Raw genomic sequence first — 21514 nt, 5'->3', positions numbered from 1 at the left:
GCGAAAGTTTATCTTATTTTTGTTGGTTAGTGATTTTGTAAGTCAGTCGAAAGTATATGGGATATTCCTAACTTTCTCGGGGGGCAAATATGTGAACAAAAAAACTAAAAAAAAAATCAAACACTATTGAATTTACCCTTTTTTTTTTGCATGTTCAGAAACCAAAAAACGAAATCTTTTAAAGATATAATTTTTACATGATAATTTATGAGTTTTAACAATATTTCTTTTAGAGTACGATATTCCGAAACAGATCAGATGGGAGTGGTCTATCACGGGAACTATGCGCAGTACTTGGAGATGGGGAGGGTTGAGTGGTTGAGAGGTACAGGTATTTCCTACAAAAAAATGGAAGAAAACGGAATTATGTTACCAGTTGTTTCTTTATCTATGAACTACAAGAAATCGGCCTTTTATGACGACCTAATTACCGTTAAAACGACGCTCAAAAAAACACCGTCTGTTAAGATCGAATTCGACTATGTAATCTATAATGAAAAGGATGAAATTCTGGTAGAAGCCAATACTGTTTTAGTCTTCATTAATATGAAAAATAAACGGCCTGTTAGATGCCCAAAATACCTTCTGGATTTAATAGAAAAAAGCGAGAAAAAACCACTCTAATTTTTACTTTTATTCGAAGAAATAGGTTTGTCGTTTTTGGAAATTCCGTTAGGGGTGAGCCTGTTAAATAAATGGAATTGGACGTTAAATAATGTCAACTCCGTAAATTCCTACAAAAACATCCTTTATTTGTTCGGCTTCACTTTTTCGAACAGCTATAATTAGCTCGCAATCCATTTCCATTTTTTGTGAAACAATCTGTAGATTCTTTTGTTTGATTATCCGCATTACAACATCCATCTGCGCATATTCAAAAGTAAGTTTATACTGTTTTTGAACTATTCGTTCTACTATGTTAGAATTTTCTAGAGCAAGTTTGGCCCCCATTTTATAAGCACTTATTAATCCGCCCACACCCAATTTTGTTCCGCCAAAAATACGGGCAACCGCTACCAAAGTGTTCGTGACATCAAAAGATTGAATTTGTCCGTAAATTGGCATTCCGGCAGAATTATTGGGTTCGCCATCATCATTGGCACGATAATTTAATTCTGAAATTCCTAGTTGCCATGCGTAACATACATGGTTCGCGTTGGGGTGCTTTTTTCTAAGTTCTTCAATGCGTAGTTTAACCTCAGCTTCGTTTTTAACAGGAAAGGCATAGCCGTAGAATTTACTCTTCTTCTCTTTGAATAGAATTTCTTCAGAGGGTTTGGCAAGGGTCTTATAGGTGTCATTTATCTCTTCCATCAGCCAAAAGCAACTAAAATTATACTGGTAATGGCCAAAGCAATACCGCCCCAATTCTTGGAGCTTATCTTTTCTTTGAATAAAAGTATTCCTAAAAGCGTAGTGAACATTACTATGGCTACATTGTTTATGGTAAATACGGATGAACTGTTCAATGTATCGTTCCGCAAAGCTTTTAGAAGAAAGAAAATTGAAAAGTAATTTACAACTCCTAGGGCTATTCCGCCTAACAAGGTATTCCAATTATAAGTTGCCCGAAGGTCTTTGATCTTAAAGAGGGTAATTAAAAAACCAATACAGGCGGCAGAGGCAAAAACGGTGGCGGAAAAAATAGGATACTCTTCTTCTTTAATGTGAATTTCCTGAATGTATTTTAGACTTGCGTCAATAATTCCAGAACCAAGAAACACAAGAACGGGAAGAATTAAAGCTGATTTTTCAAATTTCTTTACAGGTTCTTTAATGGAAGTGAAATAGACGGCCGCAAGTGCTAATATGATTCCGAACGTTTTTACATAACCTAATTCTTCGGCGTACAGGAGAACGCCAATTATAACCGGAATAACAAATGACATTTTGGTGGCTACCGATGTTACCGATACACCTACTTTTTGTGAAGCCTTAGCCATGAGGTTAAAGACTACTATAAAAAGAATACCTAAGATAAAAGTGCCTAAAAACCATGGTTTTCCGGGTACTTCCGTTATACGGGTTTCTCCCTGGTAGCGTAAAACGCCTACACCTGCGGCTACATAATAATTAGTGACAATAGCAAAAAGGGTGTTGACTTTAAACCGGGTGTAGAGCTTAAAAATTATAAATATGAGGCTAGAAGCCAGTATGCTCAAGGCAAGTGACTCCATTTTATAATTTTGATTTCAATTGAATAATGTCTTCTTTACCAACCTGAATATTCCAACAAGTTATACCTAGCTTTTCGGCGGCATCCGTATTTTCTTTTGTGTCGTCTATAAAGAAGGTTTCTTCCGCTTTTAGTCCGTTTTCATCCAAAACAAACTGATAGATTTCCGCATTTGGTTTTCTTAGGTTGATTTCATGGGAAAGGTAAAACTTCTCAAAAGGCTTTTTAAAACGAGCATAACGCTCAGTGCCCATTTTTTGCTCCACATGGGTAATGTGGAGCTCATTGGTATTGCTTAATAGAAAAAGGCGGTATTCGTTTTCTTTGGCCAGATTTTCAATGAATTCCAATCGTTCTTCAGGAAAGTCCAGTAGCATTGAGTTCCAAATGTTCGCTATTTCCGTGGCATTCGCATTGGGGTATTGGTTTTGAAGCCGAGTGACAAAGTCATCGGAAGTCATTCCACCTACCTCATACACACCGTTTAGTTCAATCATTTCTGGCGTTAGATCTATAGATCCGCCAAATTTTTCCATTTCTCGGAAAATGATTCCCTTATCCAAGTTGATGAATACATCGCCAAAGTCAAAAATAATATTCTTAATCATTTGTATATATGTTTAAGGTGTCACCACCAATGGACTTAGTTGTTTTGATTTTTCCTTTTAGTCTGGGTGCTGATATTCCGTTTCCAAAGGATGTACTACCTGTAAAAACCCTGGCTTCATCCCATACACCCGAATCGATAAAAGTCTGCAAGGTCTGGCTGCCACCTTCTACAAAAACGCTGGTTATATTTTCCTCATGAAGGATAGTGCAGATTTGTTCAGGGAGGTTTTCATTAAAATTAATCAACTTATATTCAATAGAATCTTTTTGGAGCTTTTTGTCTGCTATCTCCGTTAATACCAGCGTGGGGATACTACCGTCCAGCACATGGTAATCGGCACTTATTTTTAATTTTCTGTCCAGTACTAAACGAATCGGGTTTTTTCCTGTGAATAAGCGGACATCCAGTTTAGGGTTGTCTTGCAGTACCGTATTTGTACCTGCCAAAATACTTTGTTCCTCACTACGCCATTTGTGAACTAGCTGACGCGAATATGCATTGGTAATCCAATAGGGTTCTGGGTTTTTGGCACGTTCTTGTTTTTCCGGAGCCACAAAACCATCTGCAGTTTGCGCCCATTTTAAAACAATATAAGGTCGCTTCTTTTCTTGAAAAGTCAAAAAACGGCGGTGGTGTTCCCGGCATTCTACCTCTAAGCAGCCGGTTACCACTTCGCTCCCCGCATTTTTAAGCTTTGCTATGCCTTTGCCAGCAACTTTTGTATGCGGGTCAACAAGACCAATAACCACTCGTTGAATGCCGTGTTTGGCAATCAAGTCAGCACAGGGCGGCGTTTTCCCGTGGTGCGAACAAGGTTCCAAGGTTACATATATAGTGGCTTGTTTAAGAAGTGTTTTATCGGTAACGGAATTAATGGCATTTACCTCCGCATGTGGTCCGCCGTAGGGACTAGTGAATCCTTCGCCTAATATCTTTCCATTGTAAACAATTACTGCGCCTACCATTGGGTTAGGGGCAGTTGTGCCTAAACCATTTTTAGCGATCTCTAAACAACGTAGCATATAGCTTTCGTCTTCGGATGGTATAGATTGAGATTGGGGTTCGTTAGTCGGCATAGGCTTTGTTCGCGGTATTTTTGACAAGTGACATGCGCACATTTCTGCGTATCTTCACACCGTAAAAATATAATTTTATTTATTGGAAATGAGTGCCGTGAACATTCGTAATATAAGAAAGGAAGATAATGTGCAAGTTGCGGCTTTGATTCGCAAGGTTTTAGTGGATTTGGGTGCACCTAAAGTAGGAACCGCCTATGCTGATGTAACCTTGGACCATATGTTCGAAAATTATGATAAACCAAGAGCTGCTTACTTAGTTTTGGAAGAAAATGGCATTATCTTGGGCTGCGCCGGAGTTGCACAATTAGATAATTGCAAAGATAATATTTGTGAACTTCAAAAAATGTATTTTTTGGAAGAGGCCAGAGGAAAGGGAATTGGTTCTCAAATGTTGAAGCAATGTTTGAAAAAAGCAAAGGAATTCAATTTTGATAAAATTTACCTTGAGACCATGCCGTACATGAAAGCTGCACAAAAATTGTATGCCAAGATGGGATTTGAATATATAGATAAGCCATTAGGTGACACCGGCCACTATTCTTGTCCTGTTTATATGGTGGCTAAATTGTAATAAATACTGCTTGTAGACCATGGTTTTAAAAGAAATAAAGAATATTTATCACAAAGAATTGGATGAACTGTACCCAAAGGAAGAAGTAGATAGTTTCTTCTATTTGCTTATAGACCATTATTTGCAACTAGAACGTTTTGTACTGGCCTTGCAACCCAATTTAACTTTAACAAAAGATGAGGAACAACCACTCTTTGATGCTTTGACAGAGCTTAAATTGCAAAGACCTGTTCAATATATAATGGGTGAGACCAGTTTTATGGACCTTGATTTTAAGGTAAATGAACATGTGCTTATTCCAAGACCGGAAACAGAAGAGCTGGTACGGTGGATTATTGACGAAGTAGAAACGGAATGCACGGACAAAAATAGTAATATCCGGATTTTGGACATCGGTACGGGAAGCGGTTGTATTGCCATTTCATTGGCTAAATATTTACCGGACGCCCAGGTATTTGCCTTGGATGTATCGGCAAACGCATTGCAAATGGCTAAGAACAATGCAGCCTTAAATTCGGTTAAAGTCGAGTTTATAGAGGCCGATATTCTAGAGGGAGGTATGTTTGCTTCGGATTTTCACCTCATAGTCTCTAATCCTCCTTATGTGCGGCAACTTGAAAAGCAGGAAATGCATAAAAATGTATTGGAGCATGAACCGGGTTTGGCCCTTTTTGTTTCAGATGAAAATCCGCTTATTTTTTACGAAGCGATAACGAAATTCGCAAAACACCATCTTTTGGAAAAGGGAAGACTCTTTTTTGAAATCAATCAGTATTTGGCAAAAGAAACCGAAGCACTTTTACTTCAACATAATTTTTCAGAAATTGAGGTCCGAAAAGATATGTTTGGTAACGATCGAATGACAAAGAGTATTCTGGCGTAATTCACGCCAACAATTCTTCAAAAGCACATTAAGATTACAGAAACACTTAGTTAGAAAATGCAGATAAAAGAACAAATAGAGGCCCTTCGCCAAGAATTACGTGGGCATAATCATAATTATTATGTGCTGGACAATGCCACCATATCCGATTATGAATTCGATATTAAATTAAAGGAACTTCAGGCACTTGAGGCGAAACATCCAGAATTTTATGATGCTAATTCGCCTACCTTACGTGTTGGCGGTGCGGTGACCAAAAACTTTGATACCGTGGTGCATAATGAGCGTATGTATTCCTTGGATAATTCGTATTCAAAAGAAGATTTGGAAGATTGGGAGAAGCGCATGCAACGTATTTTAGGTGATGCCCAGGTGGAGTTTGTTTGCGAGTTGAAATATGATGGGGCTTCCATTAGCATTACGTATGAGGATGGGCAATTGGTGAGAGCTGTAACCAGGGGAGATGGTTTTCAGGGTGATGATGTCACTACCAACGTAAAAACAATAAAATCCGTTCCGTTACAATTAAAAGGTGATTACCCTCCCAAATTTGATATTAGAGGTGAAATTGTATTACCTTTTGAAGGTTTTGCCCAAATGAACGCGGAGCGCGTAGAAAATGGGGAAGAGCCTTATATGAATCCAAGAAACACGGCTTCGGGTAGTTTAAAGTTACAGGATAGTGCCGCTGTAGCACAACGACCTTTGGATTGCCTTTTGTATAGTATTGTAGGGCAGAATACAGGGATAACTTCCCAATGGCAAATGCTGGAAAAAGCACGTGAATGGGGTTTTAAGGTGCCTGAGGTAGCTAAACTTTGCCGTTCTACGGATGAAGTTATGACATTTGTAAATAAGTGGGATGTGGAGCGCCATAAATTACCTTATGAGACGGACGGGGTAGTGGTAAAGATAAATAGCATTCAGCACCAAGATGAGTTGGGTTTTACCTCAAAATCGCCGCGTTGGGCTATGGCCTATAAGTTTAAAGCGGAACAGGTTTCTACGCTTTTAAATGAAATCACCTATCAAGTAGGGCGTACGGGGTCCATTACGCCTGTGGCCAATTTGGAGCCGGTGCTTTTGGCCGGAACTACGGTAAAAAGGGCGTCGTTGCATAATGCCGATCAGATTGCAAAATTTGATATTCGTGAAGGTGACACTGTATTTGTTGAAAAGGGAGGGGAAATCATACCTAAAATAGTTGGTGTTGATTTTGGGAAGCGTCCTCAGGATTCAGAACCCACAGAATATATTAGCCATTGTCCGGAATGTCACGAGCCTTTAGTGCGAACCGAGGGTGATGCCAAACACTATTGCGTAAATTATTATGGTTGTCCTCCTCAAATTACAGGAAGAATTCAGCACTTTATTTCTCGTAAGGCAATGGATATTGAAGGGTTGGGAAGTGAAACCGTAGAACTTCTTTATAAAGAAGGTCTGATTCAGAATTATGCAGATTTATATACGCTCACCAAAGAACAGGTTTTGCCTTTGGAACGCATGGCAGAGAAGTCTGCGGAAAATCTAGTTCAGGGAGTTGCGGAGTCCGTGAAGATTCCTTTTGAGCGAGTGTTATTTGCCTTGGGCATTCGCTTTGTGGGTGAAACGGTAGCTAAAAAACTGGCCAGAGCATATAAGAACATAGATAATTTAATGGTGGCCGATGAAGAAAGTCTGGTTGCTGTTGATGAGATCGGTGGTCGTATTGCAAGCTCGGTGGTGGAGTTTTTTAATAATGAAGCCAACCAAGAAATCATTGCTCGGTTAAAGAGCTACGGATTGCAGTTTGCCCTTTCGGAAGAGCAATTGGAAAATCAAACGGATAAGCTAAAGGGGCTCACTATTGTGGTTTCTGGGGTTTTTGAAACCGTTAGTCGCACAGAACTCAAAAAAATAATCGAATCCAATGGAGGTAAGGTTGGTTCAAGTATATCTTCAAAAACGGCTTATTTGGTGGCCGGAGATAAAATGGGACCTAGTAAACGGACCAAGGCGGAATCGTTAAATGTACCTATAGTTACTGAAGGCGAGTTCTTGGAAATGGTGAATTAGAAACAGGTTGATTCTAGCGTATGCACCTTGTTATTTGGATAAGGTTTTGTAGGTGCAATAGTGAAGTGAAAGTACAAGATAAACACTAAAGATATAACCTGCAAAATAAGTGTTCTCGCCTAGCTCAAGGCTAGGGTAATAAACGAAACAGAAAAGAAAACTTGTTAAAATAAGCATCCCGAGCAGAAGTAGCATTTTCCTATTTTCCAATAATTTTTGGTAGGTTGTTTTAAGTGATAATGGTTTCAGGTAATCGGTTAAAAGCTGCATAAATACGGGCCACAAAAAGATTAGAGGTAGAGCAAATAATCTTGATTCCCGTGCAAATGCGGTCATAAAAACCAGAGGTGTGTTGATGAGGGCGGTCAATAGGAAAGCATAGACAAAACTGGTTTTCCATGCTTCGTTTCCCTTTTGATTCAGGTAGAAACAGGTGAAATATAGAAATGGCCCCAAAGTAATGAAAATGGATACTACGGATTCAACTAGGTTCTTTGTACTTTCAATATTTTCTAAAAAACAGGAGTATCTACTGGCAATTTCAGTATGGGTGGCGTGCAATAGCCTTTGATGATAAATGAAAAAGATAATATAACATCCGTAGAACAAGATAGGGGATAGAATAAGAAACCCATTTTTTTTCAGATTGGGCCCTAGTTTCTCTCGAGGGTGGTTTTCAGTTCCCGGCAACAATAAAATAAGAGCGGGAAGCAGAAGAACACTGGTTTCCCTTGCTACCATTGCCAAAGAGAACAGAGTTACGTACCAAAACCATTTTCGTCTTACAAAAGCAATAATTGCCGTAAGCAACAAGCAATATTGCAAAGGTTCGTCATACGTGAATACCGGAGGAAAAAAAGCGAACCAAACCGAAAACGATGTAAAAAACACCATCATATTAATTATCCCTTGCCACTTGGTAGCTTTAAGAATAAGGGATAGCCAATATATCAAAACACCGCTTAATCCCAGTAGTAAGAAGTTAACAAGAATAAAAGCATAACCCGCTTTAAAACCGAACAGATGTTGCGAACCCTCAATTAATAAGGTGGTCAGCGGTCTTCTGGCAAAAGGAGCTATTTCCTTGTGATAATTTATTTGAGACCTTAAAAAAACATGGGAAATCTGAGTGTTGTTTTCATTAAGCATACTATCAACGCTCGGGAGCATATGAATGCATAAAATGACCATTGTGGTGAGTAGTGCCAGCACATAGGGTAGTGGTCTCCAAGGGAGTAAGCTTCGTAAGAATTGAACCATTAAAGCATACGGTTAATTTCAATCGAAATTAGGTATTTTTGTGTAGCTAAAAACAAATGACACCATAAATTGATGGCAACACCAAAGAGTTACGAAGATTTTAAACAAACATTAAGTGGTCCGAACCCTCCTGCAGATTGGCCTGAGGCGCTGAAAGCCTTATGGTTTGCGGGAAGTGATAATTGGGAGGCATCCCATGATATTGCCCAAGATATGTTCAATACAATGGGGAGTTGGATTCATGCCTACCTGCATAGGGTTGAGGGGGATAAGTTTAATGCTGGGTATTGGTACCGAAAAGCTGGAAAATCATACCCAAGTGTTTCCTTGGAGCAAGAGCATCAGGAAATAACCGAATATGTGTTGGATAATTAGGGAGTCAGTTCTTTTTTGAAACAGACACTATTTTCCATGCCTTTGTATTGCCCGTAATTGGGAATTACTTTATACTTGTTTTTGGTGTAAAGGGCAATAGCTTCGGGTTGGCGTTTGCCTGTTTCTAAAATGCAATTTTTAAAATTTAGTTCGGAAGTCCATTTTTCCAATTCTTTTAAAAGTAGGGAAGCTATTCCTTGGCCCCGGGTTTCTGGTGAAACGTACATTCGCTTTACTTCCACAGTATCAGAATCGAATTCTTTTATAGCTCCACAGCCTACGGCTACTTCATTTGAATAGGCAATAACTACGTGATTAAGGCTTTCTATGCCGTTATATTGGTGATAGAAATCATGTTCATCACCATCGGTTTCACTTAAATAATCGTCCAATTGGGCAACTAGAACCGGAAAGTGTTTGTTTTGATATGTGGTACGTTCAATTCTTATCATACTTAAACATGGATGGAGACGCCTGAAGCATTACTGTTCTTTGAACCGTCAAAGTAGAAATCTATTCGCCCTAAATTAATGCCAAAACAACCTACTTGGTTGACCAGTACATTGCGGCCTAATTTATTTTCTACAACCGTAGGTTTCTCTAAGAAAGTATGGGTGTGGCCGCCAATGATTAAATCTGTGTATTCTAACGTTGTGGCCATGGCAAGGTCATGGGGCTTCTGTTTGTTTTTGTATTCGTACCCTAAATGAGAAAGGCAAACGATAAGGTCGCAATTCTCTTCATTTTTTAAAGTGCGTTCCGTATCCTGTGCAATTTCAATGGGTGCTAGGTACTGGGTTTCTTTGTACAGTTTTTTGGTCACCAGGCCGTTAAGTTCAATGCCAAGTCCGTACACCCCTATTTTTATGTCGTCAACCATGTAGGTCTTGTACGGTTTTACATGACCGTCCATAACCGTGTTTTTAAAGTCGTAATTGGCGTTTATCATTTCAAAATCCGCATTGGGCATTTGAGCCAACAAACCATCTATACCATTATCAAAATCATGGTTTCCAATGGTGGCCGCATCATATTTTAGCTTGCTCATGAGCTTAAATTCCAACTCTCCACCGTAAAAATTGAAATATGGTGTGCCTTGAAAAATATCACCGGCATCAAAAAGTAAGGTATTTGGATTTTCTTTTCTGATACTTTCCACCAAGGTTGCTCTTCTAGCTAGACCGCCAAGGTTGGGAAACTCGGAGTGATCCGTTGGGAAGGGGTCTATATGACTGTGAACATCATTGGTATGTAATATGGTGATGTGTTTTTTGACATCGCCAAAACAAGAACTTAAAGAAAGTCCGCCCAGACCAACAAGTGCACTAGAGGCGGTGGTGTTTTTAATGAATTTTCGTCTGTTCATAAAACCTATAATTTTAGAATGCCACTGAATTTTCTCGGTTTAGGGCATTTTATTGTGATATTACTTCAATTTAATAAACCTATTATCCACAACGGGCTTAAGCGTATCTGTTTTTTTGAAGTAGTCTATCATGGCATTTCTAATGAGGTAATCGGTATTGGTAACGTTTAAAGCATCTTTAAAAAAGACCATACTATCGCCTCCGTTTACTAAATAATTAGAGGTTGCGGCATAGTAGGTTTTGTTTTCATCCAAAGGTTCGCCTTGAATTTGTACGGACTGAATCTCATTTTTGGCATTTAAGGTCAGTTGCATTCCTGAAATTGGGTGTGCCCTGCCGGAATCTCTTAAATAGGAAACCATTTTTAGAATAGAACTACCTTTTAGTTCAGCTACTACAATAGAATTTTCAAAAGGCATAACCTCATAAGCAGTTCTTGAAGAAACATTTCCTTTAGAAATTAATGACCGAATACCGCCGTGGTTCAGTAAGACCAAATCAATTTCATGCCCTGTTCTGGATTTAAAAATGGGGTTGGCTTCAGATAGAACTATATCTGCCATAAGGTTTCCGGCCGTAGTATTTAGTGCGCCATCGGTTTTGGAAATTGGGTAGGGAGCATAGGATAATGTACTGTCCAGTACATGGTTTATCCTTTCCCTGTAGGGCTTAACAAGGGTCTCAATGGATTCCATAGTGGTAATGGAATCTGTAATCCTAATTTGCTTTCCATCTATCTGTTGAAGGTTTTGTTGTTGCTCACCACAAGATGATAAAATTGCAAATGTTGTAAATATAACAAAGTGTTTTATTTTTAAAACCATATTTCGTTCTATCTTAGCGCCATATTATGCGTGGAGATTCTTTACATTTGTAGAACCCATTCCAAATTTTGCATACCAGAATGGTTACAAAATGTAAAAGTACATGTTTAAGGGAATAAAAGATAAGTTCAAGTACAATTCGGGCGTTAAATTTCTGAAACAAGAGTTAGCCAAAGATCCGCCGATAATCGAAAGAAGTAAAGGTATTACTTCAATAGGTTGCATCGTAGATTTGGATGCTTTTGATGATACGAATGAATTTTATGGATTCGTAGAGGATTATAATTTGCGACCGAATGCTGTAAAGATTGTTGGTTATAAAAGTTATTACGACAAAAATTCGCCGTACTCAACCCCTGTGTTTTCTGATAAGGACCTGGGGTGGAACGGAGCCATAGAAAATAGCTATGCCCTTGAATTTTTGAGTAGGGAGTATGATTTACTTGTAAATTATTATACTACCGATAATTTGTTGTTACAGTTAATGAGCGTCAAAACAAGAGCCCGGTTTCGTGTAGGTTTTAAAGATGTAGATCTTATGTATAATGATTTGATAATGGATTCGCCATTGGAAGATTTTAAGACTTTTAAAACGGAGCTTAAAAAATATCTTGGCGTTTTAAACGAAATTGAGTGATGAAGCAATTAATTGGTACAGGTGTGGCATTGATCACCCCGTTCAAAACAGATTTTTCAGTAGATGTAGATGCGTTACACCGTATTGTTAACTACTGTGTTGATGGCGGTGTAGATTATCTTGTAGTATTAGGTACTACCGGAGAATCCGTAACACTTACCAAAGAAGAAAAACAACTGGTTGTTGATACTGTAACTATTGCAAATGCAGGAAGACTTCCTTTGGTTGTGGGTGTTGGAGGTAATAATACAGTTGCCGTAATAGAGGAATTGCAAAAGCTAGATCTTACTAATTTTGATGCTGTTCTTTCAGTATCACCATATTATAATAGACCTACCCAAGAGGGTATTTATCAGCATTTCAAAGCTATTGCACAAGTGTCTCCCAAACCTATTATCCTATATAATGTTCCAGGTAGAACGGGTAGCAACATGCTTCCCGCCACAGTGGCCCGTTTAGCGGAGTTGGAAAACATAGTTGCTATTAAAGAGGCATCGGGCAATATGCTGCAGGTTCAAGAGTTAATTAAGGAGTGTCCTAAAGATTTCCATGTTATTTCTGGGGACGATGCAACTGCTTTAGCTACAGTTTTGGCCGGTGGTTCCGGTGTGATTTCTGTTCTAGGCCAAGGACTGCCTACGGAGTTTTCTAGTATGATCCGTTTAGGATTGGATAGAAATGTGGATGAGGCTTACAGACAGCATTATGAACTTCAAGATGGAATGGGCTTAATTTTTCAGGAAGGTAACCCTGCGGGGATAAAAGCTATTTTTGAAGTCTTAGGTCTTTCAAGAGCGGGCGTTAGACTTCCGTTAATGGAAGCTTCGGAAAGTCTTAAAAAGAACATCTCCGACTTTGTAAAATCATTGAAGGTTTTTGCATAGTGGTGTTAAATCTTCCCTAAAAGCATGGGTACACGGGGCTATAATACTATTTTAGCTACTTTATTTTTTGTTTTTTATATCCATCGGGAATCCGTAATTTTGCAAAATGCTTTTTAAAATGAGGTTATTAGCCCCTATCTTACTTATAGCTTTGATGTCACAATCATGTAGCGAGTACCAAAAGGTACTTAAAAATGAAGAAGTTAAACCTAAATATGACTTAGCTCAGAAATTTTATGAGGAAGGTGATATGAAAAGGGCGAATCGTCTTTTTGAACAAATTGCGCCCAAATATGTGGGGAAACCACAGGGAGAGCGTGTAATGTTCTTTTTGGCTGATACTTATTTTCAGAGAAAAGATTACAATATGGCGGGCTATCAGTTTGAGCGTTTTGTAAAATCTTATCCAAAAAGTGATAAAGTGGGCGAGGCTTCTTTTTTAGGAGCCAAGAGTTATTTTGAGCTTTCGCCGGTATATTCGTTAGATCAAACGGATACGGACAAAGCGTTGACCAAGTTGCAGCTCTTCATCAATTCATACCCAGAGTCTGAATATTTTGAAGAAGCTAACGCCATGGCGAAACAGCTGACCAATAAAAAAGAACATAAAGCATACGAAATAGCAAAGCAGTTCAATAAATTAGGACAGTTTGATTATACGTTCTTAACCCCAGCAGTAGCGGCTTTTGATAATTTTATCTCTGATTTTCCAGGGTCTATTTATCGTGAGGATGCTATGTTTTACAGGTTTGAATCGGCTTCAAGATTTGCCATTAATAGTTTTGAAAGATTACAGGAAGAACGATTAAGAGAAGCTGTAGCGGATTACAATTCCCTCAAAAAGCAGTTTCCGGAAACGAAATATGCTGATGAGGCAGATAAGATACTTGAAAAAGTAAAGGCACAGTTACAAAATTTCACACAAGAGAAAGAAGCAAAATAAATAAGTTTGACTATGAACATGAACGATCTTAAAAATTCGAATGCTGCCGTTTCTACGGTAACGATCAACAAAAATGAGTTTGATCAGCAAACGGAGAATATCTACGAAGCAATTTCAATTACTGCTAAAAGAGCTGTACAGATCAATTCTGAAATTAAAAAAGAACTTCTTGAGAAATTAGAGGAGTTTGCTACGTATAGCGATAGCTTAGAAGAGGTTTTTGAGAATAAAGAGCAGATTGAGGTTTCTAAATTCTACGAAAAATTACCTAAACCACATGCTTTGGCCGTGGAAGAGTGGTTGAATGATAAAATATATCACAGAAATACGGAGAAAGACCAGTAGTATATGCTAGGCGGTAAGAACATCCTTTTAGGCATTACCGGAGGGATTGCCGCTTATAAAACTACTTTTCTCGTACGTTTATTGATTAAAGCTGGCGCCAATGTCAAAATTGTTTTGACGGAGAGCGCCAGCTCTTTTGTATCCCCACTTACCCTGGCAACTCTTTCTAAAAATCCCGTCCTCTCATCTTTTGTCAATGAAGAAGGAGGTGCAACGGATTGGAACAATCATGTTGAGTTAGGGCTATGGGCAGATTTGATGATCGTAGCGCCTGCTACGGCAAATACCTTGTCCAAAATGGCATCCGGAACATGTGACAATTTATTGTTGGCGTGCTACCTGTCTGCAAAATGTCCCGTGTTTTTTGCCCCTGCTATGGACTTGGATATGTATAAACATCCATCTTCAATAGCATCATTTAAAAAATTAAAGTCTTTTGGAAATATAATGATACTCGCTACTTCTGGTGAATTGGCGAGTGGACTTCACGGTGAAGGACGAATGGCGGAACCTGAGGATATTGTGAAATTCATTAATGGGCATCTTCAAAAAGGACTTCCGCTGAGCGGAAAAAAAGTGCTGATTACTGCTGGCCCCACATATGAAGCTATAGATCCTGTACGATTTATTGGTAACCATGCGTCAGGCCAAATGGGGTACGAATTGGCAAATGCAGCTGCAAATTTAGGAGCCGAGGTTATTTTGGTTTCTGGGCCGTCTCATTTTACGGTTTCACATGAACTTATTACTTTAAGAAAAGTGATTTCGGCAGAAGAAATGTACAACGAGGTTCATTTGCATTATGAAGCTATAGATGTTGCTATTTGTGCCGCGGCTGTGGCGGATTATACCCCAAAAACGGTTGCAACCCAGAAAATAAAGAAAAAAGAAAGTGAGTTTTCTATAGAGTTGGTAAAAACAAAGGATATTTTACTTTCTCTGGGCAATCAGAAAAAAGATCAGTTTTTGGTCGGTTTTGCATTAGAGACAGAAAATGAACTTGAAAATGCTAAAGTGAAGCTTAAAAAGAAGAACTTGGATGCTATTGTTCTTAATTCCTTGAATGATAAAGGGGCCGGTTTTGGAAAACCTACCAACAAAATCACTTTTATAGATAAGAATTCTACGATTACGCCGTTTGAACTTAAGACAAAGGCAGAGGTGGCCAAAGATATTTTTGACGAAATCTTGAAAAGATACCATGCGTAACTTTATATATATTCTTTTATGTTCGTTTTTCATTACGTCGGTTTCGGCGCAAGAATTGAACTGTGTGGTGACCATCAATGCAGATCAGGTATCGCAAACCAATCAGCAAATATTTAAAACATTGGAGCGTTCCCTGAACGACTTCGTGAATAAAAACAAATGGACTAATCGTACATATAAGGAAAACGAACGGATAAACGCGCAAATGTTTATCACGATTACGGATTATGAGTCCAACCGTTTTCAAGGTAATATTCAGATTCAGTCATCTCGGCCAGTTTTTAATACTTCTTATGAGAGTCCTATTTTTAACTATAAAGACAATCAACTTAACTTTGAGTATATAGAATTTCAGCCATTAGTATTTAATGAGAATGTTTTTGAATCTAATTTAGTAAGTGTAGTTTCTTTTTACGTTTACACCATTTTGGGTCTTGATGCGGATACTTTCTCTTTGGAAGGAGGTACCGAATATTTTAGAAAAGCACAACAAATTACCACACAAGCTCAAAGTAGTAGCTACACCGGCTGGGACCAAAATAGTGACCGTAGCCGTTTTGAATTGGTAGATAATCTTTTGTCCAATACATACAGGGAGTACCGCATAGCCATGTATAACTACCATCGTAAGGGGCTTGATATTTTAGGGGATAACAATAGTACAGGCAAACAAGTTATTGCCGGCACAATGAAGCTTTTTGAAACCATGATCAAGCGCAGGCCCAATGCCTTTCTAATTCAGACTTTCTTTGATGCGAAGTCAGATGAAATTCAGAATATTTTTTCTGATGGGCCAAAAGTAGATATTGTTCAATTAAAAGAAACTTTGAATAGTATTGCTCCATTATATTCAAGTACTTGGAACGATATTAAATACTAGTTCTTTAAGTACGAAATTATCATTTATCTTTACGGCACAAATCGAATAGAAAACTGTGCTAGTACACCTTTCCATAAAAAATTACGCATTAATAGATAGTCTTAACGTGGCTTTTACCAATGGTTTTACCTGTATTACCGGGGAAACAGGTGCGGGTAAGTCTATTTTATTGGGAGGTTTATCTCTCGTATTGGGTAAACGTGCCGATTTATCTTCCCTAAGGGATAAGGATAAGAAATGTGTTATAGAAGCTGAATTTCAGATTGATAAGTATAACTTGAAATCCTTTTTTAAAGATGAGGATTTAGATTATGAAGAAAGGACTATAATCCGAAGGGAGATTCAACCTAGCGGCAAATCCCGAGCCTTTGTAAATGATTCTCCGGTTAGATTGGATATACTTACAAAGTTGGGTAGCAGTCTTATTGATGTGCATTCGCAGCATCAGACGTTACAGCTAACTGATAATGATTTTCAATTAAAAGTTATTGATGCGTTGGCCGATAACAAAAAGTTGTTAGAAGAGTACGTGTCAAAACTTAGATTGTACAAAACCACGTCCAAAGAGCTGGCTAGGCTTGTAGAATTTCAAAAAGAAGCCAATAAAGAGCACGATTATAACAGTTTTTTGCTGGAGGAGCTTCAGGCGGCACCTTTAAAATTAGGATTGCAAGAAGAACTGGAGGAGCAATACGAACAGCTTAATAACGTAGAGAATATTTTAGAATTGATTTCCTCGGGTCATCAATTATTGAACGATGAGCAAGTAGGGATTGTAAGCTTGCTCACGGAGCTAAAGCAAGTAGCGAATAAATTATCGGGTTTTGGAAATCAATATGCAGATTTGAACCAACGCGTACAATCTGTTTTTATTGAAGTAGATGATATTGCTTCTGAGCTTCAGAACTATCAAGAAGACACGGAAGCAAACCCGGAATTGCTAGAGGAAACCAACACCAAGCTTCAGCAGCTGTATGATTTGCAGAAAAAACATAGCGTTCAAGAAATTTCGGAATTGTTGCAAATTAGGGAAGAACTGGCCGAAAAAGTTAGTGTGACGGAAAACCTTGAAGCGGACATAGAAAAAAAGGAACAGGAGCTTGTAGCTCAAAAACTTATATTACAAAAGGCTGCGGATTCGTTGACAGCTAAGCGTAAAAAGGTCATTCCGGAGCTTAAAAAACAGTTGGAAGATTCGTTAAAAGCTTTAGGGATGCCAAGTGCTACGTTTAAAATTGAGCTTTTTAAGGCTGATGATTTTAAAACAAACGGAGCAGATGGACTTACCTTTTTGTTCTCTGCGAACAAAGGAGGGGATTACGGGGAGTTGAAAAAAGTAGCGTCCGGTGGTGAACTTTCTCGTATTATGCTAACCATAAAATCTATTTTGGCCAAATACGAAAACCTGCCTACTATTATGTTCGATGAAATCGATACCGGAGTGTCCGGCGAAATATCTGGGAAAATGGGAGATATTATGCAGGTAATGAGTAAAAGTATGCAGGTGTTTTCTATTACGCATTTACCACAGGTGGCATCCAAGGGCGATCATCATTTTAAGGTTTATAAGTTGGAGGAGGGTGCGGTTACCAAAACAAATATGAAGCAGTTATCAGATGAAGAAAGGGTGCTGGAGTTAGCGGAAATGTTAGGAGGTAAAGAACTTTCTGATTCTGCAATGGCTCACGCAAGACAACTTTTGAACTAAAACAAGAGAAGAGTACATGACTCTCGTGGTTTAATTTAGTTATTGAGGCCTCTTTTATTAGTATAAATGCTTTTTTCTTCTTTAGGCAACTCTTTGTTGCCAACTTTTTAAATATCTTTGAAGCTTTAAGAACAACCAACAGAATCTATCAAAATGTCATATAATTTATTAAAAGGTAAGAAGGGAATTATTTTTGGAGCTTTGGATGAAAATTCAATAGCATGGAAAACTGCAGAGCGAATTCATGAAGAAGGAGGAACGTTTGTTTTGACCAATGCACCTGTAGCTATGCGTTTAGGGCAAATTAAAGATTTGGCCGAAAAAACAGGTTCCCAAATTATTCCTGCCGATGCAACTAGCGAAGAAGATCTTGCAAATTTGGTAGCCCAATCCATGGAAATTCTTGGAGGAAAAATAGATTTTGTATTGCACGCTATCGGTATGTCGGTAAACGTTAGAAAAGGACGTTCTTACACGGATGAAAAATATGATTTCACTACTAAAGGATGGGACGTTTCCGCACTTTCTTTTCATAAAGTATTGCAAAGCTTGTACAAAGCAGATGCTATGCAGGAGTGGGGTAGTATCGTTGCTTTGACCTATATGGCCGCGCAACGTGTTTTTCCTGATTATAATGATATGGCGGATAATAAAGCATATTTAGAGTCCGTAGCACGTAGCTTTGGTTATTTCTTTGGAAAAGAGAAAAATGTTCGTGTAAATACCATATCACAATCCCCTACACCAACAACTGCTGGCCAAGGAGTGAAAGGATTTGGAGGCTTTATTAGCTATGCTGAAAAAATGTCGCCTTTAGGAAATGCAACTGCATTGGAGTGTGCGGATTATACGGTAACGCTCTTTTCTGACTTGACCAAGAAGGTCACTATGCAAAACTTGTTCCATGACGGAGGCTTCTCTAATACTGGGGTTAGCCAGGAGGTTATAGAACGCTTTACCGAGGAGTAGGGTAAAACACTTTTCAATAGATTTAATTCTGGCGAAGTATTGTTTTTCGGCATATATTTTGGGCATTTTATAGCATCTATTCCAGTTATTAAAACGCCTTTAGAATTTCCGTATAAAAGCTCATGGATTTATCTTTTTCGTTTATAGTTCCTGTTTACAACAGACCCGATGAAATTGCGGAGTTGTTGGAAAGTCTTACGCATCAGACCTATTCAAAAGATTTTGAAGTGTTGATTGTAGAAGACGGTTCAACTTTTTCCTCTGAAGAAGTGGTAGGAAAATATAGAGATAAGCTATTCATTTCCTATTATAAAAAACCGAATTCAGGGCCGGGAGATTCTAGAAACTACGGAATGACCCGTGCCAAGGGAAATTATTTTCTTATTGTAGATTCGGATTGTATGATTCCGCCTCAGTACTTAGATGCGGTTCATAGTACTTTGGAAAAAGAATTTGTTCATTGTTTTGGTGGGCCGGATGCAGCTCATGAATCTTTTGGTGTTCTGCAAAAAGCTATCAATTATGCCATGACATCAGTGCTTACTACTGGTGGAATTCGCGGTAATAAAAAAGCATTGGATAAGTTTCAGCCAAGAAGCTTTAATATGGGGATTTCAAAAATAGCCTTTGAAACTGTTGGTGGTTTTGGGAAAATACATCCCGGGGAGGACCCAGATTTTACTTTTCGTATCTGGAAAGAGGGATTTAGTACCAAATTAATTCCTGAGGCATTTGTATATCACAAGCGCCGTATAGATTGGAACAAATTTTTTGTTCAAGTAAAAAAATTTGGTAGTGTTCGCCCTATTTTGAACAAATGGCATCCTAAAACTGCAAAAATGACCTATTGGTTTCCTACACTGTTTTGTTTGGGGTTTATAGTGTCACTCTTATTTTTGGTTGTTGGTATTACTGTGCCCCTATATTTATATGTTGTTTATTTTATGCTCATTTTTATAGATTCACTTTTAAAGAATAGAAATTTAGCAGTGGCATTATTTTCATTAATTGCCGTAAGTATTCAATTTATGGGGTATGGATATGGTTTTTTAAAATCCACCATCTTCCTTAACTTTAGCAAAAAGCAACCGGAAACATTGTTTCCACATTTATTTTTTAAATAATTGGTAAACTGGGTAATAGATAAAATAAAGAAGGCACTTAAGAAGAGGAAGGTAAAAATATTTTTAGTGTTTTTATTTTTCTCGACTTTAATATGGCTTATTAATAACCTTTCGGAGAGTTATGTAAGTACCGCCAATTTCGATTTAGAGTATGTAAATGTTCCCGAGGGGTATTTGTTCAAGGGAGCTACGGATAGTGAATTAAAAGTAAAGCTAGAAGCAGGAGGGTTTCAGTTTTTGGGTTTCAACTTTAAACATTCCAAAATAGCTATTGATCTTGCCGATGCCCAGCAAAAAGATTCTATTTTTTATATACCACAAGACATATATAGAAAGCAGGTAGAAAGGCAGTTAAGTGCATCTATGTCTTTAATTGATATTGAAACCGATACGCTGTTTGTGGGAATGCTGGCCGTTGTGTCTAAAAAAGTTCCCGTAAAGCCTAATATAGAGGTCAATATGGCCAGGAATTATTTGATAGATGGAAAGATGGAGGTTCAGCCAGATTCTATTACTCTTACCGGGCCTTCTAAAGAAATTGATACGATAGAGGTGGTGCGGACGCATAAGTTGGCATTACCGGATTTGGATGCTGATTTTTCAGAAACTCTGGAAATCTATAAATCCAAAGAACTGAAAAATACACAATACTCAAGTGGTGAAGTGGAGTTAACGGCTAAAATTGCACGTTTTTCCGAAAAGGTTTTTGAAGTGCCTATTACTACGGTTCATTTCCCTAAAAATATAAATGTAAAAACGTTTCCTGATAAAGTTTCCGTAGTATGTAAGGCTAAATTGAAACGTCTAAAAAAACTGGAAGCTTCAGATTTTGAGGTTATTGCAGATTATGGTCAATTGAAAGATAATAATGCGGATAGGCTTCAGTTAGAATTACGAAAGAAGCCGAGTGGTTTGCATAGCGTAAAACTTCAAAATGAAAGTGTGGAATATATATTGAATAAAAAATGATAAAAGTAGGCTTAACAGGAGGTATTGGTAGTGGTAAAACTACTGTGGCCAAAATGTTCCGGGAGTTGGGCGTGCCCTGCTATAATTCTGATGAGAAGGCAAAAGACTTGATGCAAAATTCTCCAGAATTAATTCAACAAATTAAGGAACTACTTGGGGAGGAAGCTTATAAAAATGGAGAATTGAACAGAGCTTTTGTCTCTCAGCAAGTATTCAATACTAAAGAACTTTTAGAGGAATTAAACGCAATAGTGCACCCGGCTGTCCGTTCGGATTTTATAAAATGGGCAGACGAACAAAGCTCAGATTATGTAATTCAAGAAGCTGCCATTATATTCGAAATTGGCTCGCAGGATTTTTATGATTGCATCATTTTGGTGACCGCTCCAAAAGAGATTAGAATTGATCGAGTTATGCAAAGAGATGCCTCAAGCACGGTAGAGGGTATTAAGGCCCGAATGAAAAACCAATGGGATGATACTAAAAAAATAGAGGCTTCCCACTATATCATCCAAAATGATAATATAGAACAAACCAAGGTTCAAGTATTAGATGTTCACCGTGATATACTTAATAAAATATAGGCCTCACGCAGTTTTAACATTTTTGTTAAGGTTTGGTTAAACGTACTAACTGCTAGTTGTTA

24 protein-coding genes are annotated in these 21514 nt (G+C 38.2%); 16 read left to right on the top strand and 8 right to left on the bottom strand.

Translation table 11 applies throughout. The annotated features are described in order from the left end of the window. The first annotated feature begins 207 nt into the window (after positions 1-207). Positions 208-624: an acyl-CoA thioesterase gene (locus P0077_RS20920; protein ID WP_276167134.1), complete on the top strand. Its 417-nt coding sequence runs from the start codon at positions 208-210 to the stop codon at positions 622-624. A gap of 84 nt (positions 625-708) precedes the next feature. Here P0077_RS20920 and P0077_RS20915 read toward each other — a convergent pair whose 3' ends face one another. From P0077_RS20915 to ribD, 4 genes are read right to left on the bottom strand one after another with little or no spacing between them, the layout of a single operon-like run. Then, a complete protein-coding gene (locus tag P0077_RS20915) occupies positions 709-1314 on the bottom strand; it encodes an IMPACT family protein (protein WP_276167133.1) in 606 nt (201 codons plus the stop codon). After that, positions 1314-2177, bottom strand: coding sequence for a DMT family transporter (locus P0077_RS20910; RefSeq protein ID WP_276167132.1), 864 nt, complete (start codon positions 2175-2177; stop codon positions 1314-1316). Before P0077_RS20910 ends, P0077_RS20915 begins: the two co-directional genes overlap by 1 nt. A 1-nt stretch (position 2178) precedes the next feature. Then, positions 2179-2784: an HAD family hydrolase gene (locus P0077_RS20905; RefSeq protein WP_276167131.1), complete on the bottom strand. Its 606-nt coding sequence runs from the start codon at positions 2782-2784 to the stop codon at positions 2179-2181. Beyond that, complete coding sequence (gene ribD, locus P0077_RS20900) at positions 2777-3862, bottom strand: bifunctional diaminohydroxyphosphoribosylaminopyrimidine deaminase/5-amino-6-(5-phosphoribosylamino)uracil reductase RibD (protein ID WP_276167130.1); 1086 nt, start codon at positions 3860-3862, stop codon at positions 2777-2779. Before ribD ends, P0077_RS20905 begins: the two co-directional genes overlap by 8 nt. 88 nt (positions 3863-3950) lie before the next feature. Between ribD and P0077_RS20895 the strand changes: the two genes are divergently transcribed. From P0077_RS20895 to ligA, 3 genes are read left to right on the top strand one after another with little or no spacing between them, the layout of a single operon-like run. Continuing rightward, positions 3951-4436: a GNAT family N-acetyltransferase gene (locus tag P0077_RS20895; protein WP_276167129.1), complete on the top strand. Its 486-nt coding sequence runs from the start codon at positions 3951-3953 to the stop codon at positions 4434-4436. Between the two features lie 19 nt (positions 4437-4455). Then, the gene (gene prmC / locus P0077_RS20890) at positions 4456-5319 is read left to right on the top strand and encodes a peptide chain release factor N(5)-glutamine methyltransferase (protein ID WP_276167128.1); all 864 of its coding nucleotides are present in this window, start codon (positions 4456-4458) and stop codon (positions 5317-5319) included. Between the two features lie 57 nt (positions 5320-5376). Next, positions 5377-7374 carry an NAD-dependent DNA ligase LigA gene (gene ligA / locus P0077_RS20885; protein WP_276167127.1) on the top strand — a complete coding sequence of 666 codons (1998 nt, stop codon included), beginning with the start codon at positions 5377-5379 and terminating at the stop codon, positions 7372-7374. A 30-nt stretch (positions 7375-7404) separates the two neighbouring features. Here ligA and P0077_RS20880 read toward each other — a convergent pair whose 3' ends face one another. Beyond that, positions 7405-8634: a hypothetical protein gene (locus tag P0077_RS20880; RefSeq protein ID WP_276167126.1), complete on the bottom strand. Its 1230-nt coding sequence runs from the start codon at positions 8632-8634 to the stop codon at positions 7405-7407. Positions 8635-8706: 72 nt separating this feature from the next. Between P0077_RS20880 and P0077_RS20875 the strand changes: the two genes are divergently transcribed. Then, a complete protein-coding gene (locus P0077_RS20875; protein ID WP_276167125.1) occupies positions 8707-9009 on the top strand; it encodes a hypothetical protein in 303 nt (100 codons plus the stop codon). Here the strand turns inward: P0077_RS20875 and P0077_RS20870 are convergent. The 3 genes from P0077_RS20870 to P0077_RS20860 are packed head-to-tail and all read right to left on the bottom strand — an operon-like array spanning position 9006 to position 11200. Beyond that, positions 9006-9461 carry a GNAT family N-acetyltransferase gene (locus P0077_RS20870; RefSeq protein WP_276167124.1) on the bottom strand — a complete coding sequence of 152 codons (456 nt, stop codon included), beginning with the start codon at positions 9459-9461 and terminating at the stop codon, positions 9006-9008. The two genes, P0077_RS20875 and P0077_RS20870, sit on opposite strands and share 4 nt — an antisense overlap. A 2-nt stretch (positions 9462-9463) precedes the next feature. Continuing rightward, positions 9464-10375: a metallophosphatase gene (locus P0077_RS20865; protein WP_276167123.1), complete on the bottom strand. Its 912-nt coding sequence runs from the start codon at positions 10373-10375 to the stop codon at positions 9464-9466. 60 nt (positions 10376-10435) lie between these two features. Next, the gene (locus P0077_RS20860; protein ID WP_276167122.1) at positions 10436-11200 is read right to left on the bottom strand and encodes a 5'-nucleotidase C-terminal domain-containing protein; all 765 of its coding nucleotides are present in this window, start codon (positions 11198-11200) and stop codon (positions 10436-10438) included. Between the two features lie 103 nt (positions 11201-11303). Here P0077_RS20860 and P0077_RS20855 point away from each other — a divergent pair, with 103 nt between their 5' ends. The 11 genes from P0077_RS20855 (at position 11304) to coaE (ending at position 21452) form a co-directional block, all read left to right on the top strand. After that, positions 11304-11837, top strand: coding sequence for a DUF6913 domain-containing protein (locus P0077_RS20855; protein WP_276167121.1), 534 nt, complete (start codon positions 11304-11306; stop codon positions 11835-11837). Next, entirely contained in the window at positions 11837-12721 is an 885-nt protein-coding gene (gene dapA / locus P0077_RS20850; RefSeq protein ID WP_276167120.1) for a 4-hydroxy-tetrahydrodipicolinate synthase, read from the top strand. Before P0077_RS20855 ends, dapA begins: the two co-directional genes overlap by 1 nt. A 118-nt stretch (positions 12722-12839) precedes the next feature. Further along, complete coding sequence (locus P0077_RS20845) at positions 12840-13664, top strand: outer membrane protein assembly factor BamD (protein ID WP_276167119.1); 825 nt, start codon at positions 12840-12842, stop codon at positions 13662-13664. Positions 13665-13676: 12 nt separating this feature from the next. Further along, positions 13677-14009, top strand: coding sequence for a DNA-directed RNA polymerase subunit omega (locus P0077_RS20840; RefSeq protein WP_276167118.1), 333 nt, complete (start codon positions 13677-13679; stop codon positions 14007-14009). A 3-nt stretch (positions 14010-14012) separates the two neighbouring features. Continuing rightward, complete coding sequence (gene coaBC / locus P0077_RS20835; protein WP_276167117.1) at positions 14013-15218, top strand: bifunctional phosphopantothenoylcysteine decarboxylase/phosphopantothenate--cysteine ligase CoaBC; 1206 nt, start codon at positions 14013-14015, stop codon at positions 15216-15218. Continuing rightward, positions 15211-16098, top strand: a complete 888-nt coding sequence (porD, locus tag P0077_RS20830) for a type IX secretion system protein PorD (RefSeq protein WP_276167116.1) — start codon at positions 15211-15213, stop codon at positions 16096-16098. The genes coaBC and porD overlap by 8 nt, the downstream gene beginning before the upstream one ends. Before the next feature lie 55 nt (positions 16099-16153). Continuing rightward, positions 16154-17806 (top strand): DNA repair protein RecN, encoded by a 1653-nt coding sequence (gene recN / locus P0077_RS20825; RefSeq protein WP_276167115.1) that lies wholly within the window; start codon positions 16154-16156, stop codon positions 17804-17806. A gap of 153 nt (positions 17807-17959) precedes the next feature. Next, positions 17960-18775: an enoyl-ACP reductase FabI gene (locus tag P0077_RS20820; RefSeq protein WP_276167114.1), complete on the top strand. Its 816-nt coding sequence runs from the start codon at positions 17960-17962 to the stop codon at positions 18773-18775. A 122-nt stretch (positions 18776-18897) separates the two neighbouring features. Further along, the gene (locus tag P0077_RS20815) at positions 18898-19899 is read left to right on the top strand and encodes a glycosyltransferase family 2 protein (RefSeq protein ID WP_276167113.1); all 1002 of its coding nucleotides are present in this window, start codon (positions 18898-18900) and stop codon (positions 19897-19899) included. Between the two features lie 66 nt (positions 19900-19965). Beyond that, positions 19966-20868, top strand: a complete 903-nt coding sequence (locus P0077_RS20810; RefSeq protein WP_276167112.1) for a YbbR-like domain-containing protein — start codon at positions 19966-19968, stop codon at positions 20866-20868. Further along, positions 20865-21452, top strand: a complete 588-nt coding sequence (gene coaE, locus P0077_RS20805) for a dephospho-CoA kinase (protein WP_276167111.1) — start codon at positions 20865-20867, stop codon at positions 21450-21452. Before P0077_RS20810 ends, coaE begins: the two co-directional genes overlap by 4 nt. Positions 21453-21514: the final 62 nt, after the last annotated feature.

This window comes from Zobellia alginiliquefaciens (genome assembly GCF_029323795.1).
GTDB classification, from domain to species: Bacteria; Bacteroidota; Bacteroidia; order Flavobacteriales; family Flavobacteriaceae; genus Zobellia; species Zobellia alginiliquefaciens.
Note: the sequence above shows the minus strand (reverse complement) of the source record. Positions and strands in the feature narration are given on the sequence as shown.